This is a genomic window from Leifsonia sp. Y878 (genome assembly GCF_057669685.1).
The window spans coordinates 923,142-936,438 of sequence record NZ_JBYHFS010000001.1 but is presented as its reverse complement, the minus strand read 5'-3'; the positions used below and the strand labels follow the sequence as shown (position 1 = coordinate 936,438).

The following is a 13,297-nucleotide window of genomic DNA, read 5'->3' as shown; positions in this document are numbered from 1 at the left end:
ACGTCCGCCAGCGCTCGCTCCTCGAGCCGCGGCCAGGTTCAGGCGGAGAAAATGCGACACGCCGCATGCGGGTGGCGTGTGAACACGGCGTGTCGCAAAAACTCCGTCTGAGTTGCGCGACGGCTCGAGCGAGTATCAGCAGGGCGTCTTGGACGACCTTGTGGTCGACGAATCCGAGTACCGGCTTGCCGTCGATGACTGGTGGAGCTGCGTGCAGGAGACCGGTGCAGAACCGACTGAGATCGCAGCCAACGGTAGCGAGCTCGGTTTCAGCTACGCCATAGAAGCTGAAACTCAAGCGGATGTCGAAACGATCGAGCGCGTGGCTGACGCCTGCGTGGTTGAGTACTACGAGGCAATCGGGAGAGTGTGGATCTCCCAGGGCACCGAGCTCAGCTGAGGATGAGGGCGGACGCCGCAGGTCATCCCAGGCGGCGCGCCCGGATGACCACGTCCTCGGTGTGATGCGCTCCTGCGCCACCATTCACGTGGCGAGGCCGCGTCTCATCCACTTCGATCTGCCAGCTGTCATCCAACAGGTCAGCGACTCCGGCGGGGCTGACGTAGTCGTCTGGACTGAATCCGTGCGCATTGGCCTCCGCCGCGGTGGGTGCGGGGTGGTGCACGATGAGCAGCACGCCACCGGGAGCAACCGCATCGATCAGTGCTCGCTCGGCAACGTTGTCGTCAGTGCGAAGCAGCGCCGGGTATTGCGCGGAGACCAGATCGAAGCCGCCGAGTGGCAGCTCCGCTTCAACGAGGCCGGCGTGCAGCCACCGCACGTCGACGCCCAGTCGCTCAGCCTGGTCGGCTGCCCTGTCGAGTGCCACCTTCGAGACGTCCAACGCGGTGACATCCCAGCCTTGTTGTGCGAGCCAGATGGCATCGGCGCCCTCGCCGCAGCCGACGTCCAGTGCCCGCCCAGGGCGCAGCCCGTTCGTCTCGCTCACGAGGCAGGCGTTGGGCTTGCCGCTCCACAGCTTGTCCATGCCGGCATAGCGCTGGTCCCACAGGTCTTCGACGGCAGCTGGTTCCCGTGGCGTGTGAATGGTGGGAACGTCCGACGTGCCGTTGATCTTGTCCATTACTGCAGCATGCATCGTGCCACGCCCACCACCAAATTCTCGTGCCGAAATGGCAATACGAGCGACGCTCTCGTGTCTGATTCCCGCCAGACGTGGCGCGCATCCGCTGGTGGAATGTACCTATGAACACCACGCTCGCCGCTCAGGCTCTTCGCTTCCATTCTCTCCATGACCGCTCCCAGCCGCTCGCTCTTGTGAACGCCTGGGATGTCGCCAGCGCCCTGATTGTCGAAGCCGCGGGCGCCCGGGCCGTCGCGACCACGAGCGCCGGCCTCGCATGGTCGCTGGGCATGCCAGACGGCGACCGCCTCGGCCGCGAGCAGGCTCTGGACGTCATCGCTCGGATTGCCGCCGCTGTCACAGTGCCCGTCACCGCTGATATCGAGAGCGGATACGCCACTAAAACAGCGGATGTTGCGGCGACCGTTGAGGGGCTTCTCACGGCGGGCGCCGTGGGAATCAACATCGAAGACGGAATGTGCGGGGTCGATGAGTTGGCCGCACGCATCACCGTTGCCCGCACCGAGGCTGATCGGGCCGGGGTACGGCTGTTCATCAACGCGCGCACCGATGTTTTCCTGCGCGGCATTGGAGCCCCGGAACAGCGCGTGACGGAGACCATCGCCAGGGCAGCTCGTTATCTGGACGCAGGGGCAGACGGGATCTTTGTGCCCGGTGTTGTGGATGCCGAGACGATCGCCGCGCTGACTGCTGGAATCGGAGCGCCGGTGAACGTGATGGCAAACCCCGGCTCGCTCAGCGTCCCAGAGCTTGCCCGTCTGGGGGTTGCTCGTGTCAGCCTGGGGTCCAGTGTGGTGCAGGCGGCCTACGCCGTCGTGCATCGTGCGACCGAGGAACTCCTTACCGCCGGAACCTACGAGTCGGTTGCTGGCGGGCTCGAGTACGGCGAGCTCAACGGCCTGCTGGACCGATAGCGCACTGAGTTAGGCACGCACTGAGTAAGCAACGCACTGATCAGACGGAGAGCGAGAATAGAGTCGTGATTACCGAGGAGCATGCGGCGCAGACAATCGTCGCGAGCGCAGCTGATGACGCGCAGGGGTCGCAGCACGATCCGCTGTTTGCAGAGCGGTACCGGGCGATTGACGCCCGCGATACCCGGTTTGACGGGCAGTTCTTCACCGCGGTGTCGTCAACGGGAATCTACTGTCGCCCATCGTGCCCGGCTCGCACACCGAAAGCGCAGAACGTCACCTTCTACCTCACGTCTGCGGGCGCGCACGAGGCCGGGTATCGGGCGTGCAAACGCTGTCTGCCAGAGGCCGCACCCGGCACCCCGGAGTGGGATCTGCGTCGGGATCTGGCTGGCAGGGCCATGCGGTTGATCGTCGATGGAGTCGTGGACCGCGAGGGCGTGAACGGTTTGGCTGCCCACCTGGGGTACAGCGAGCGCCAGGTGAACCGCCTGCTCGTGGCCGAGCTCGGCGCCGGACCACTTGCGCTGGCTCGTGCGCGGCGAGCGCAGACAGCTCGGAGCCTGCTGGTCGGCACCGACCTTCAACTGGCTGACATCGCGTTCGCCGCCGGCTTCGGATCGGTTCGGCAGTTCAACGACACTTTTCTGCAGGTGTTCGCCGCCCGCCCTGGCGAGGTGCGGGCGCGGCATCGCACTGCCAACGCCGGGCCAGCCTCCGCACACATCGAATCACCCGAAGACGGGGCGGAGATGACCGGCGCCGCACCGGTGCGCCTCAGTCTCGCTCTCCCCGTGCGGCAGCCGTTCGATGCTCCAGGCCTCTTTCGATTCCTTGCGGCACGCGCGATCACGGGTGTGGAGGCCGCCGAGCTTCCCGTCGACGGTCCACTACGGTACGCGCGCAGCCTGTCGCTCCCGCACGGCCCGGGCGCCGTCGAGATCGTCGCGACACAGGTGGGGGACTCTGAGTGGCGCCTCCAAGCGGAGTTGGAGCTCGCGTCGCTCGCCAACGTCGCCACCGCCGTGGCTCGCGTGCGGCGGATGCTGGACTTGGATGCTGACCCTATCGCTGTCGACGCCGCACTCAGTGCAGATCCCGCCTTGGCGCCGCTTGTCAGTAGAACCCGCGGAATACGGGTGCCCGGTGCGATAGACCCCCACGAGCTCGTCATCCGCGCCATTGTCGGGCAACAAATATCGGTTGCCGCAGCGCGAGGACACCTGGGTCGCCTCACGGCGATGCTCGGCACGCGCTACACGTCATCCTTTGCCGGCATTGATCGGCTGTTCCCTGCACCCGGCCAGATCGCAATCGGGCTGCCGGAGGCGGTGCCCGGCGATCCGCTCGATCCTGATCGCCCGCTCAGGCTGCCCGGCCGCTCCGTACGCACCGTCGTCGCAACTGCCCGTGCCCTCGCCGACGGCGAGCTCGTCGTCGATGTGGGCGCAGACCCAGAATCATTGCGAGAACGACTTGTGGCCCGGCCGGGGATCGGGCCGTGGACTGCCGCGTACATCTCGATGCGAGTACTGGGGGACCCTGATGCCTGGTTGCACGGCGATGTCGCCTTGGTCGCCGGCGCGATCGCGGTGGGCACGCTCGAGCCCAACCTGCCGAAGGCGGCTGCGCACCGCGCCTTGGGCAACAAGGCCGCCGCGTGGGCGCCGTGGCGCTCCTATGCGGCCCTACACCTGTGGCAGGCAGCGACCGCCGCCACTCAGCGCCCCAGAGACAGCGGCTCTTCGCGGTTCGCGGTGACTTGACACTTCTTTGCCTACCGCCAGATCGGTTATCGGCGCACCCGATACCGCAGGTGAAGCACTCGGTTTCCCTGAATCACCACGTCAGGATCCTCCAGCATGTTCTGCGCATGGACCGACCCGAAGTAGCGCTTGCCTGACCCGAACACGACGGGTACGACGTCCATGCGCACCTCGTCGATCAGGCCAGCGGCAAGCACCTGCCCGCCGACGTCGCCAGCGGCGACCTCGACCACGCGGTCACCCGCAAGCTCCTGCGCCTTGGCCACGGCTGCCTCGATGCCGTCGACGAAGTGAAACGGCGCCTCGGGGTCCCAGCCCTCTGGCTCCGGGCGGTGCGTCACGACGACCACGTGGTCGATCCCGCCCGGAGGCTTCCCATCCCAGCCGTCCGTCATGTCGAAAACGTGGCGGCCGACGACGGTCGCCCCGATCTGGTCCCAGTACGGCCGGGTGTAGTCGTAGGACGTCTGCGACACCGTCAACGCGCCGCTCTCGTCCAACGGCACGTCACCGCTGGTCAACCAGTCGAACAGCGGTCCGGGCTGGTCATTCTCGTCCGCGATGAAGCCGTCCACCGACACCGAGCTGTACATGACTACTGTGCCCATGGGGCGCTCCTCTGCCTTGGTATGCCCCCAAAATAGCCGCACTTCACGGTTCGTGGCGGATTGACCTTCTCAATCCGGCAGGCCTTTGACCTGTACGTTCTCGCCGACCATCGACCACCCGGCTTCGAGCTCAGTCGAGTCAGGCACCACCCTGGCCGACACACCTGCCCCATCCACCGTTACGCTATTGCCACAGCCGGCGAGCCAATCGGGCGTGTCGCGATAGATGAGCACGCAGATCTCACCATCCGTCGCTCTGGCGAGGTAGAAGCGGACCCCTGCATCGTCGCCGACGAGCCGGATTGAATCGGTCACCAGCCAATCCGCCGCATCGTCTTTCAACGTCGCCGGAAGCACGTCGGAATCCTCGGCCTCCCGATCGAGATCCGAGTAAGTGAATGTCGTGACACACCCCGTGAGGGTTGCTGCGGCAATAAGGGCGAGCGGAACGAGCACGATTCGAATCCCCACGAGCTGTTGCATGACCGCAGCCTACCTATGCCGCAGATAATTCCACCAGCAACGGCCGGCAAGCCAACTACAGGGGTTCGGACAGGTGCATCGAACGTCGGACTCGGGTTTCTCTGACGGGCTGAGAACTGGGGGCTGATCCATTGCTGCGCTGGATGCGATCGTTGACGAGGGGGACTGACGCATGACGGGCATGCGGAGCCTGAGACTACGCTCTTGCTCATGGAAGACCAGGATCAATCGTTTTTCGGGTTCGCGTCTGCTCTACCTGTGCCGATATCGCGTGGTTCAGCGCTTTATGTGGCGGGCAGCAGTGAACCCAAGCACGTGAGGCACGCCTCCGGCTACTCCGAGTTCGCCACCTTTGTCGAGAATCACGGTGAGGATGCTGCCAACTTAGCCGCGAGCATCCCTCAGCTCATTAGTTTCGTTCAGTCCCACGCGCCCGACATTGCGACCGATGCGACTCTGACGACGTCAGCCGCTCGGTTTCTCAGCAACGCACTAGTTCAACATCACCCGGATGCTCACTGGCGCGCGTACGAGGGCAGTGGGACGACGGTGGGGGATTCTCGGCTGGAGTTCGACGTAGATGCAGTCCTCGAGCGGCTAATCAACAGTGACCGTGACGAGGGCCAGCGCATAGCGGGTCTCGTCCTCGCGTGGGGCAATGCGTAGGCGGCTCAACGGCTGTGACGCCGATAGTCGCCATCATGGTGCGACTGTGCGCACCTTCCTCAGCGAAAGCACGGCGCCAACAAGGGCAGTCGCCACACAAGCGAGGACAGTGATCGTGCCTGCCCAGGCAGGACTCGCGGTGATGAGCCCTTGACCATCTGCACGCACCCAATCGCAGGCCCGCCCAAGCGGCCACAGTTCGAAGTGCCCGTGCACTGGCGCTGCCTCCGACATCGTTGCAAAGGGAGCGAATTCAGGGCGAGGTCCTTCGACGAAGCATTTGTAGTCAAGGCCACCATAGATGGCGGCCAGCCATGCCGACGCGACCACGCCGAGAGCAGCCACGACGCCAACCACCAGCAGGGCTATGCCGACCAACCGCATCATCTCAGGGGCCGACCGCCGTCGACCATCGTCGCTGGGTGTGTACAACGATGTCGCGTTATCGTGGTCGAACGTCTTGATGCCGGTCATCCCACCGATGGTCTTCGCGGCGGTAGTCATGAGGTGTCCGAGCACCCGTCCGACCAATCGCAATGCCTTCATCACGCCACCCCCTCCGGGGAGCGTAGCTCGTGGGGGCGCAGATGTCTCGTAAGTGACACCCCGTCAAACAGGCCAGATGAGTTCCCATAGAGTGCATTTATGACTCAAGCGCGTTGGCAGAAGATCACCGACATCCCGCTCACGATCGCCGCCGTCATCTTCCTCATCGCGTATGCATGGCAGATCATTGGCAATCTGAGCGGCGCAGCCGGTGCGATTGCGGAGCTGGTCATCTGGGCCACCTGGGCGGCCTTCGTTCTGGACTACGTCGTCAACCTTGTGCTTGCACCTCGCCGGTGGGTGTGGTTTCGCACCCACATCTTCGACTTCCTCATCGTGGTCCTCCCCGTCATTCGACCGCTCCGCTTGCTGCGGCTTGTCACGATCCTGAGCGTGCTACAGCGAACGGCCGGTGCTGCCTTCCGCGAGCGCGTCGTCACGTACGTGATCGGCGCATCCGTGCTTCTTGTCTTCGTCGCGTCGTTGGCCGTTCTCGACGCAGAGCGGTCAGCCGCTGGCTCAACCATCACGACCTTCTGGGATGCACTGTGGTGGGCGTTCGTCACCATCACCACTGTCGGCTACGGTGATTTCTCGCCCGTGACGGGGCTGGGGCGCATCATCGCGGGCGGACTCATGCTCGGGGGTGTAGCCCTCCTTGGTGTCGTGACCGCGACCCTCGCATCCTGGATCGTCGAGCGGGTTGCGAAGCAGGAAGAGGACGATCGGGCAGCCACCCGCGGCGAGATCAAGGCCTTGGCTCACCAGATCGCGCAGCTACAGGACAGTCTTGACAGCAGGGCTCCCTGAAGCCTCCTGCGCAAGTACCGGTCTACGGGCAAACCCCTAGCGGTACCACTCCTCATCAATGGTCGCGAGGCGCGAGGGCTCCAGTTCTTGGCTCAACCCATAGAACCTCTGGAAGCTCATGATCAGCGGCCGCCACTTGTCAGGATCGATACGGTTCAGTCGGCCCTCCTGTTGAACCGCCGGGTGCACGTGCACGCGTGTCACTTTGACCTCGAAAATGAGTACAGTGCCCGCGTCGGCCGGATCGCCCTTCCCCAGCGGATGCATGCCCGTCACACGCCCCTCCATCGTGACTGGGCACTCTGCCGCTCGTGCGGGCCGAACAGTGGTGGAGGGAACCGCTGTCAAACCTGAGTGGGCGAACTTCTCGCCTACGTGCCGGTAACCCACAGTCTCCTTGGCGGCAGGCACGGGGTCTCTGCCTGTCGTCAGCGCCAATCTGTTGACGACGTGCACCTGATCAACGGACGGAAGGTTGACGACCACTTCCTTCGTGGCACGCAGGTTCATCGCCGTTTGGCTACGGGCACCCATGCCAAGAACGGCGGTCTGTCCGAGCCAGAAGATCGAGGACATGGGGGCGAGATTCAGACGGCCAGCACTGTCCACCGTGCTCAGGAGCGCGACGGGCGTGCCGAAGTAGAGAATCGCCGGATCGATGGATACGTGGGAAGCAGACATCTGTCGTCCAACCGGTAGAGACGGCGACTGCACTCATTGCGGTCGCTCATATCAGGTAGACGCTCCCGCTCTCAGAAACGTGAGATCGGCCTCAGCGCACCCAGCGATACGGCGTCGTGGTCGAGACCCTGACGAGACCGGATCGCTCGAGGATGGGGCGTGAGAACTCTGTCGAGTCGCTGTTGATGAGCGTCTTGCCCATGCGGATTGCCGAGCGGGCGCGAGCGGATGTCAGTGCTCGATAGATTCCCCTGCCTCGCCATTCCTCGAGGGTTGCGCCGCCCCAGATGCCGGCGAACTGGGTGCCGGGGACTGGCTCCAGCCGGCCGGCGCTGATGATGCGCCCATCCGTTTCTGCAATCCACAGCTCCATCCCGTCATTGAGGGACAACCGGCGCAGAAGCGCGTTTGCCATGTCGTCCGAGGGGAGGTCACCGAAGGCCTCATCGGCCATCGCGCTCATTGCGCGCACGTCTGCCTCCGCTGTGACTCGACGCAATGTCACGCCTTCCGGCAGTGAGACATCTACGGCAAGGGCGTGCGCATCGCCAATCATGATCGACTCCTGCTCATCCGGTGCAAAGCCGTTCGCTACCAACGCCTCGTGCAATCCAGGTGCGTCGTCATGTCCGCGTGTCTTCCACTCCACCCTGGTGATGTCTGGGTTGGCGCGGTAGTGGTCAAGCGCTTCTGGAACCAGACGCGTGATGGTGTCGGCATTCGCCCCGCCGAGGTCCTTGTAGGTGATGAACCCACGCCCGCCTGCGAACGTCACGAGGCGTAGTGGGCCGTGCTGGACGAACGACAGCGCACTGGGTGTTTCAGCGTCCGTGCGCAGCTGTTCGTCGTAAGCGGCAAGGAGCAGCGAGGAGTCGGTCATGGCCTCATGCTAGCGCCGACCTACATTGTCCTCAGCGGATCGCGCGGCCGCACGCGCAGATGCGAGAGGCCTCACGCTATGGTGCACGCATGGGGAATCGTCTTTGATCGCGGCAAGACGTGGTGTGAGAACGTGAAGCCGCTCGACCAGGCCTCGATAGCTGTCGACTCGATCGGAAGCACGATAGAGGGCCCGCATGGAGCTATACCGGTGCGATGGTATTCGCCCAGCGGCACTGCTCCTATCAGATCCACACCGATCGTGTGGATTCACGGGGGCGGGTTCTTCAAAGGCGACCTCGACCTGCCGGAGTCGCATGACGTCGCGCGAGCGCTAGCGGCAGCGGGATTCCGGGTCGTGACTGTTGCCTATCGATTGGCGACCGTATCGATGCTTCGTCGGACTTCGAGGGGGTTTCGGTGGACCCCGTCCGTCCACTATCCGGTACCGGTTGATGATGTCGTCGCCGTGGTGCGGGAGGTGCAGCGCGAGGCACCCAATGGGGTGATTCTGGGCGGTGCAAGCGCCGGCGCGTGTCTATCAGCCGGCGCAGTACTTCGTCTGGCCGACAACGGGGCTGACGATCTCGCAGGCGCCTTCTTCGCCTATGGACTGTTCCACGCGGCGCTGCCGAAACGGTCGGCCCATTTACGGGGCCGCCTCCGTGGCCGTCGCCGCTTCGTCCACACTCCGATGCTCCTCAACCTGACGAATCTCCACTACGCAGGCACGCGAGCCGCGCTGTCTGAAAGCCATGCTTTTCCCGGTGATCACCCCCTGCACGGCTTTCCGCCGACGCTCATGCTCGACGCTGATCGCGACTCAATGCGCGCGTCCGGCGGTCAGTTCGCCCAGGAACTTTCTGCCGCTGGGGTCGCAGTGGACTACCGCGTGTTGCCCGGGACCTTCCACGCCTTCCTCAACCGACCCCAAGAACCGAGCTTCGCGGAGGGCTTGCGTCTCATCATCGAGTGGGCCTGCCGGATACAGGCGTAGGACGCGTGATCTGTGACGAGCGGTTCCAGAAGCGGTCCGATATGGTGTCGTTTATCTGTGAGCCCTGGGGAGGCCCCAACGAGTCGACGGATGGCCGGCCCAGAAACAACAAGGCTGGTACCGACTTGCCACGCGTGTACTGGATGGCGTGCCGACCCGCGGAGAGGGCGCGGTCAGTGAGGCAGCTGTCTCACTGAAGGACGCTGCTCCTGCGATCGCCCTGGGCGCCATGGGAACGACCGGAATCGGGTCCGCGGAGTGGGACACTGGCCTCCAGGACTTGTCGGACGCCTGCGCCGAGGCAGATGTCGAGGCAGCCATTGAGATGTTCACCGGCGGCTGATCTGCCGATTGGCGATCTGAGCGATTGCGCGCAGGAGGTCTCTACGTGCCGCGGGGGGATAGTTCGACAGCCCGGAAGCGGATGCCGCGCGATCTACTGACAGTCCAGACGAGTGCGCCAGCGGCGATGATAGCTGCGAGCAGCCCGACGATGTGGACGGTGAGCGAGACGACGCCGTGTTCCGGAAGGAGGAACCCGTAGGGAACCCAGCCATCGGTTACGCCGCGGATCAGGACCGTGGTCAGCCACAGGACTGGGTAGGGGAGCAGTATCCAAAACTTTCGCCAGGGTAAGCGGGGGCGGTCGCCGATGAGTAGCCAGTCGAGTGCAACGAGGGCCGGGAAGACGAGGTGGAGGATGACGCTCACCCAGGGCGGTGCAGTCCCTGTTCCCGGCACGAGAACGTTGTAAATCACTGCGACGACGAGCAAGTATGCCGTCGCGATTCCCCGCATGAGGGTGAGCGAGGGAGGGACGTGTCGGCCGAGAACGATGAGCGCCCCGGTCGCGATGAGAATGAGGCTCGTGATCAGGCTTGTCTGGTTGGTGAAGTATCCGAAGTAATCGAACGGGTTGCCGTCTCCGACAGCGATGCGGAGGGCGTAGACATACACGAGAACCGCTGTGATCAGCAGGCCGCTGCCCAAACGGCAGATCCCCACCACGACAGCTCTTGGTTGGATCGCTGCGTCAGACATCACAAGCGACAGCCTATCGAGCACGGCCTGAACAGCATGGACTGAGCCGGGGCTCGGGCGCACTATGGACCCTGGCTCATGGACCAGAAGCATTCGGGATGTAGCGGGATGCCGCTAAAGCGCAGCGGGACAGTCGCGGTCGATCCTCTAGCATGAGCCTGTGACCTACACCGATGCGGCACCCATGGCGAACGCCCCCGTGCCGGGAGTTTCGTTGCCGCAGGCCATGAGTCGGTTGATGAGCGGTACTTTTCGCCTCCGAGGCCGGGCGAGCCGCAGCGAGTACTGGTGGTGGATGCTCGTCAACATCGTCGTGCTGGCGATTGCGCAGCTTCTCGTTCCTGCACTGATCTCGGGGCGCACCCCACAACCGACCCTGCTGTTGGGGCCCTTTGGCTCGTGGTTATTCGCGAACATTAAGTTGTTCAACGGGCATCAGACCGACGCACCGAGTTCACCGGTTGCGGCGTTCTTCTTGCTCTGCGCCGCGCTCTGGTTGATCTTCACCGTCATCCCCGGCTTCACCGTCGCAGTTCGTCGCCTTCACGACTCGAACCTCTCTGGGTGGTGGACGCTGCTTGCGCTCGTTCCGCCCGGCTCATTCGTTTTGCTCCTGCTCGCGACCCGACGATCCCGGTCAGAGGGCGCCCGTTTCGACGTCTAGCTCCCTCGATCCGCTGTTTCGCGTTGCCATATTCCCTGCGAATGTTCCGCAACTGACAAGATCAACCCATGACCGAACCAGTAGTGCGGGTAACGCTTCTTGAACAACCACTCGCCGACAAGACCACCGCAGCAGTGGAAGTTCGTCGCATCACATTGCAACCGGGCGTCGTAGGTGGCCCGCACCACCACAACGGTCCGGTCTTCGGATCACTTGAAGCTGGATCGGTCTACTTCCAGGTGGATGGTGGACCGGAGGTGATTCTGCGGGCGGGGGACGTGTTCTATGAGCCTGCTGGCGTCCTGATCAATCGGTTCGATGCGACGGCTGAAGGCGTCACCTTTCTCGGCTATTTCTTGACGGGTCCAGGCGAGAAGCCTGAGCTCGTCCCGGGGCGCCCGAGCTGAGTCCGTTGCACTAACGCTAGTCAGTTTCACTAACACTGTTGTGGGTGTCGTGGCGAGCGGATAGCGTTCCCATCGTCCTGGTCGCCTCGATTCGTTGGGAAGCACAGATGAGAATCTTCGCCTTCGTCATGTCGGTCGTCGTAACGACGCTGATCCTGATGGGTGGGATCGTGCTGCTCGTCGTGTCGTCGCCTCACGTCGCTCCCGGCGCGCTCCTGATCGTGTCTATCGGCCTCAGCCTGATAGTGATGGCGCCGATGGTGATTGGCTCATACCTCGCGTACTGGGGCGCGCATCCGTCGGACGAAGCGGCCCAGCGCTACCAGCGCCGCGGATTCGGAATCGTTCTCGCGGTGGAGGTCCTCGGGCTCATTGCGCTCGTGGCCGGGGCGATCGTCGGGCACGTTGTGATCTGGTACGCACCAGTAATGATTGTGCTCGCGATCGTGTTGACGGTGCTGGCGGTCGTGATCGGCGGTGCGCTCCACGGCTACGACGTGCGGCATCCACAACCGCTGGCGTCCGACGTTGATCTGAGTCGTGCGGCACACGCGAAGCGCATTCGGACGATTGCGATTGTCTTCTTTTCCACGTTGATCACATGGATTGTGCTTGTGCTTGTGCTCCTCGTGCAGCAGACCGACCCCCTTTTCTCCCGCGAGCTGTGGGTGGCCGTCCTGTACGCGATTATCGTGGCCTGCTTCGCGGGCGCATTCGCCACGATCGTCACCAGTCTCCGGCTGGCCCGTCGGATGCGCGACGCGGCGGGCGGGGATTTCGCGTCCGCTCGGCGGATCTCTCGCGTCGTGGTCAGGGGCAAAGATGAGCCCCTGAGTGACAGTGACCTGGCCGCGGCGGCAGACTACGCTCTATTCGCCTCCGCCTACTTCCGCTACCAGCTCGCGTACTTCGCTCTCCTCTACGTAGGCATCATCGGCCAGGGGCTCACGCAATATGCGCAGGGCATCAGCACCTTCGGTCTCTACATGGGCGTGGCCCTCGTGCTGGTGTTTCTCGTGCTGCTACCGATCCTGCTCCGGCAGGCGCGGCGCACAAGCCTCTATGCCGCCGAACATCTGGCGCCAGCCGACCGGGCTACACCGCGCGCAGCCAGCTCCTAGCGGATGGTGTGGAACGCGTCCCCGACCTTGCGGATCGTCGCATCGAAGTGGGTGAGCACGAGCTGCCCGTCTTCCCAATCGAAGTCGTGCACCGATCCATTGGCGATGATCTCGTCGTGCCGCGGGCGTTCACCATCCGTGATGTGACGGATGAGGGTGCCGATCACCCCGCCGTGACTGACGACGAGCACCGAACCGCCATCGTGTTCTTCTGCGATACGACCGAGAGCCGGAATCACCCGGTCAAGCACCTCTTGCCTGGTTTCGAGGCCAGGAACGGCCACCCCGTCAGGGAAGCGTGCCATCCGCTCATCGAAGGTGAGCCCCTCGATCTCGCCGTGGTGGCGTTCGGTCAGCTCCGGGATCACCTGCGGGGGAGTGAGGCCGACCTCGCCCGCGATGATGCGAGCCGTCTCCTCGGCTCGCGCGAGCGGGCTTGCCACGACGGCATCCCACTCGCGCTCGCGCAACGCTGCGCCCACTTCTGCGGCCTCTGAACGCCCCGTCGAGTTCAGGGGGATGTCGGTGCTGCCCTGAATCTTCTTGTGCAGGTTCCAGTCGGTCTGGCCGTGACGCACGATCGACAGTCTCGTCATAGAAGTGATGTC

At 64.0% G+C, this 13,297-nt stretch carries 18 protein-coding genes; 10 read left to right on the top strand and 8 right to left on the bottom strand.

Features of this window, described 5'->3' with window-relative positions; genetic code table 11:
- The first annotated feature begins 148 nt into the window (after window positions 1-148).
- Window positions 149-400 carry a hypothetical protein gene (locus AC25Y4_RS04390; protein WP_488119144.1) on the top strand — a complete coding sequence of 84 codons (252 nt, stop codon included), beginning with the start codon at window positions 149-151 and terminating at the stop codon, window positions 398-400.
- 22 nt (window positions 401-422) lie between these two features.
- On the opposite strand, the gene AC25Y4_RS04385 is transcribed toward AC25Y4_RS04390, so the two are convergent.
- Window positions 423-1,085 (bottom strand): class I SAM-dependent methyltransferase, encoded by a 663-nt coding sequence (locus AC25Y4_RS04385; protein ID WP_488119143.1) that lies wholly within the window; start codon window positions 1,083-1,085, stop codon window positions 423-425.
- Between the two features lie 122 nt (window positions 1,086-1,207).
- Between AC25Y4_RS04385 and AC25Y4_RS04380 the strand changes: the two genes are divergently transcribed.
- Both AC25Y4_RS04380 and AC25Y4_RS04375 read left to right on the top strand, forming a co-directional pair.
- Window positions 1,208-2,020 carry an isocitrate lyase/PEP mutase family protein gene (locus AC25Y4_RS04380; RefSeq protein WP_488119142.1) on the top strand — a complete coding sequence of 271 codons (813 nt, stop codon included), beginning with the start codon at window positions 1,208-1,210 and terminating at the stop codon, window positions 2,018-2,020.
- Between the two features lie 95 nt (window positions 2,021-2,115).
- On the top strand, window positions 2,116-3,786 hold the full coding sequence (locus tag AC25Y4_RS04375; RefSeq protein WP_488119523.1) for a DNA-3-methyladenine glycosylase 2 family protein: 1,671 nt from the start codon (window positions 2,116-2,118) through the stop codon (window positions 3,784-3,786).
- Window positions 3,787-3,812: 26 nt separating this feature from the next.
- On the opposite strand, the gene AC25Y4_RS04370 is transcribed toward AC25Y4_RS04375, so the two are convergent.
- Window positions 3,813-4,394, bottom strand: a complete 582-nt coding sequence (locus tag AC25Y4_RS04370; RefSeq protein ID WP_488119141.1) for a dihydrofolate reductase family protein — start codon at window positions 4,392-4,394, stop codon at window positions 3,813-3,815.
- Between the two features lie 69 nt (window positions 4,395-4,463).
- Entirely contained in the window at window positions 4,464-4,877 is a 414-nt protein-coding gene (locus tag AC25Y4_RS04365) for a hypothetical protein (protein WP_488119140.1), read from the bottom strand.
- A 210-nt stretch (window positions 4,878-5,087) separates the two neighbouring features.
- Here AC25Y4_RS04365 and AC25Y4_RS04360 point away from each other — a divergent pair, with 210 nt between their 5' ends.
- Window positions 5,088-5,543, top strand: a complete 456-nt coding sequence (locus tag AC25Y4_RS04360; protein WP_488119139.1) for a hypothetical protein — start codon at window positions 5,088-5,090, stop codon at window positions 5,541-5,543.
- Window positions 5,544-5,576: 33 nt separating this feature from the next.
- On the opposite strand, the gene AC25Y4_RS04355 is transcribed toward AC25Y4_RS04360, so the two are convergent.
- Window positions 5,577-6,089: a hypothetical protein gene (locus AC25Y4_RS04355; protein WP_488119138.1), complete on the bottom strand. Its 513-nt coding sequence runs from the start codon at window positions 6,087-6,089 to the stop codon at window positions 5,577-5,579.
- 99 nt (window positions 6,090-6,188) lie between these two features.
- Here AC25Y4_RS04355 and AC25Y4_RS04350 point away from each other — a divergent pair, with 99 nt between their 5' ends.
- The gene (locus AC25Y4_RS04350; RefSeq protein WP_488119137.1) at window positions 6,189-6,899 is read left to right on the top strand and encodes a potassium channel family protein; all 711 of its coding nucleotides are present in this window, start codon (window positions 6,189-6,191) and stop codon (window positions 6,897-6,899) included.
- A 36-nt stretch (window positions 6,900-6,935) separates the two neighbouring features.
- Here AC25Y4_RS04350 and AC25Y4_RS04345 read toward each other — a convergent pair whose 3' ends face one another.
- Complete coding sequence (locus AC25Y4_RS04345; RefSeq protein WP_488119136.1) at window positions 6,936-7,580, bottom strand: flavin reductase family protein; 645 nt, start codon at window positions 7,578-7,580, stop codon at window positions 6,936-6,938.
- Window positions 7,581-7,671: 91 nt separating this feature from the next.
- Window positions 7,672-8,460, bottom strand: a complete 789-nt coding sequence (locus tag AC25Y4_RS04340) for a GNAT family N-acetyltransferase (protein ID WP_488119135.1) — start codon at window positions 8,458-8,460, stop codon at window positions 7,672-7,674.
- Window positions 8,461-8,466: 6 nt separating this feature from the next.
- Between AC25Y4_RS04340 and AC25Y4_RS04335 the strand changes: the two genes are divergently transcribed.
- Both AC25Y4_RS04335 and AC25Y4_RS04330 read left to right on the top strand, forming a co-directional pair.
- Window positions 8,467-9,456 (top strand): alpha/beta hydrolase, encoded by a 990-nt coding sequence (locus AC25Y4_RS04335; protein WP_488119134.1) that lies wholly within the window; start codon window positions 8,467-8,469, stop codon window positions 9,454-9,456.
- A gap of 148 nt (window positions 9,457-9,604) precedes the next feature.
- Window positions 9,605-9,799 (top strand): hypothetical protein, encoded by a 195-nt coding sequence (locus AC25Y4_RS04330; RefSeq protein ID WP_488119133.1) that lies wholly within the window; start codon window positions 9,605-9,607, stop codon window positions 9,797-9,799.
- A gap of 41 nt (window positions 9,800-9,840) precedes the next feature.
- Here the strand turns inward: AC25Y4_RS04330 and AC25Y4_RS04325 are convergent, their stop codons facing one another.
- Window positions 9,841-10,497 carry a Pr6Pr family membrane protein gene (locus AC25Y4_RS04325; protein WP_488119132.1) on the bottom strand — a complete coding sequence of 219 codons (657 nt, stop codon included), beginning with the start codon at window positions 10,495-10,497 and terminating at the stop codon, window positions 9,841-9,843.
- 160 nt (window positions 10,498-10,657) lie between these two features.
- On the opposite strand from AC25Y4_RS04325, the gene AC25Y4_RS04320 reads away from it, so the two are divergent.
- From AC25Y4_RS04320 to AC25Y4_RS04310, 3 genes are all read left to right on the top strand, one after another.
- Window positions 10,658-11,161 (top strand): DUF805 domain-containing protein, encoded by a 504-nt coding sequence (locus AC25Y4_RS04320; protein WP_488119131.1) that lies wholly within the window; start codon window positions 10,658-10,660, stop codon window positions 11,159-11,161.
- A 68-nt stretch (window positions 11,162-11,229) separates the two neighbouring features.
- Window positions 11,230-11,568 carry a cupin domain-containing protein gene (locus tag AC25Y4_RS04315; protein ID WP_488119130.1) on the top strand — a complete coding sequence of 113 codons (339 nt, stop codon included), beginning with the start codon at window positions 11,230-11,232 and terminating at the stop codon, window positions 11,566-11,568.
- Between the two features lie 107 nt (window positions 11,569-11,675).
- Entirely contained in the window at window positions 11,676-12,689 is a 1,014-nt protein-coding gene (locus AC25Y4_RS04310) for a hypothetical protein (RefSeq protein ID WP_488119129.1), read from the top strand.
- On the opposite strand, the gene AC25Y4_RS04305 is transcribed toward AC25Y4_RS04310, so the two are convergent.
- The gene (locus AC25Y4_RS04305; protein WP_488119128.1) at window positions 12,686-13,285 is read right to left on the bottom strand and encodes a histidine phosphatase family protein; all 600 of its coding nucleotides are present in this window, start codon (window positions 13,283-13,285) and stop codon (window positions 12,686-12,688) included. The genes AC25Y4_RS04310 and AC25Y4_RS04305 overlap by 4 nt on opposite strands.
- Between the last annotated feature and the right edge of the window lie 12 nt (window positions 13,286-13,297).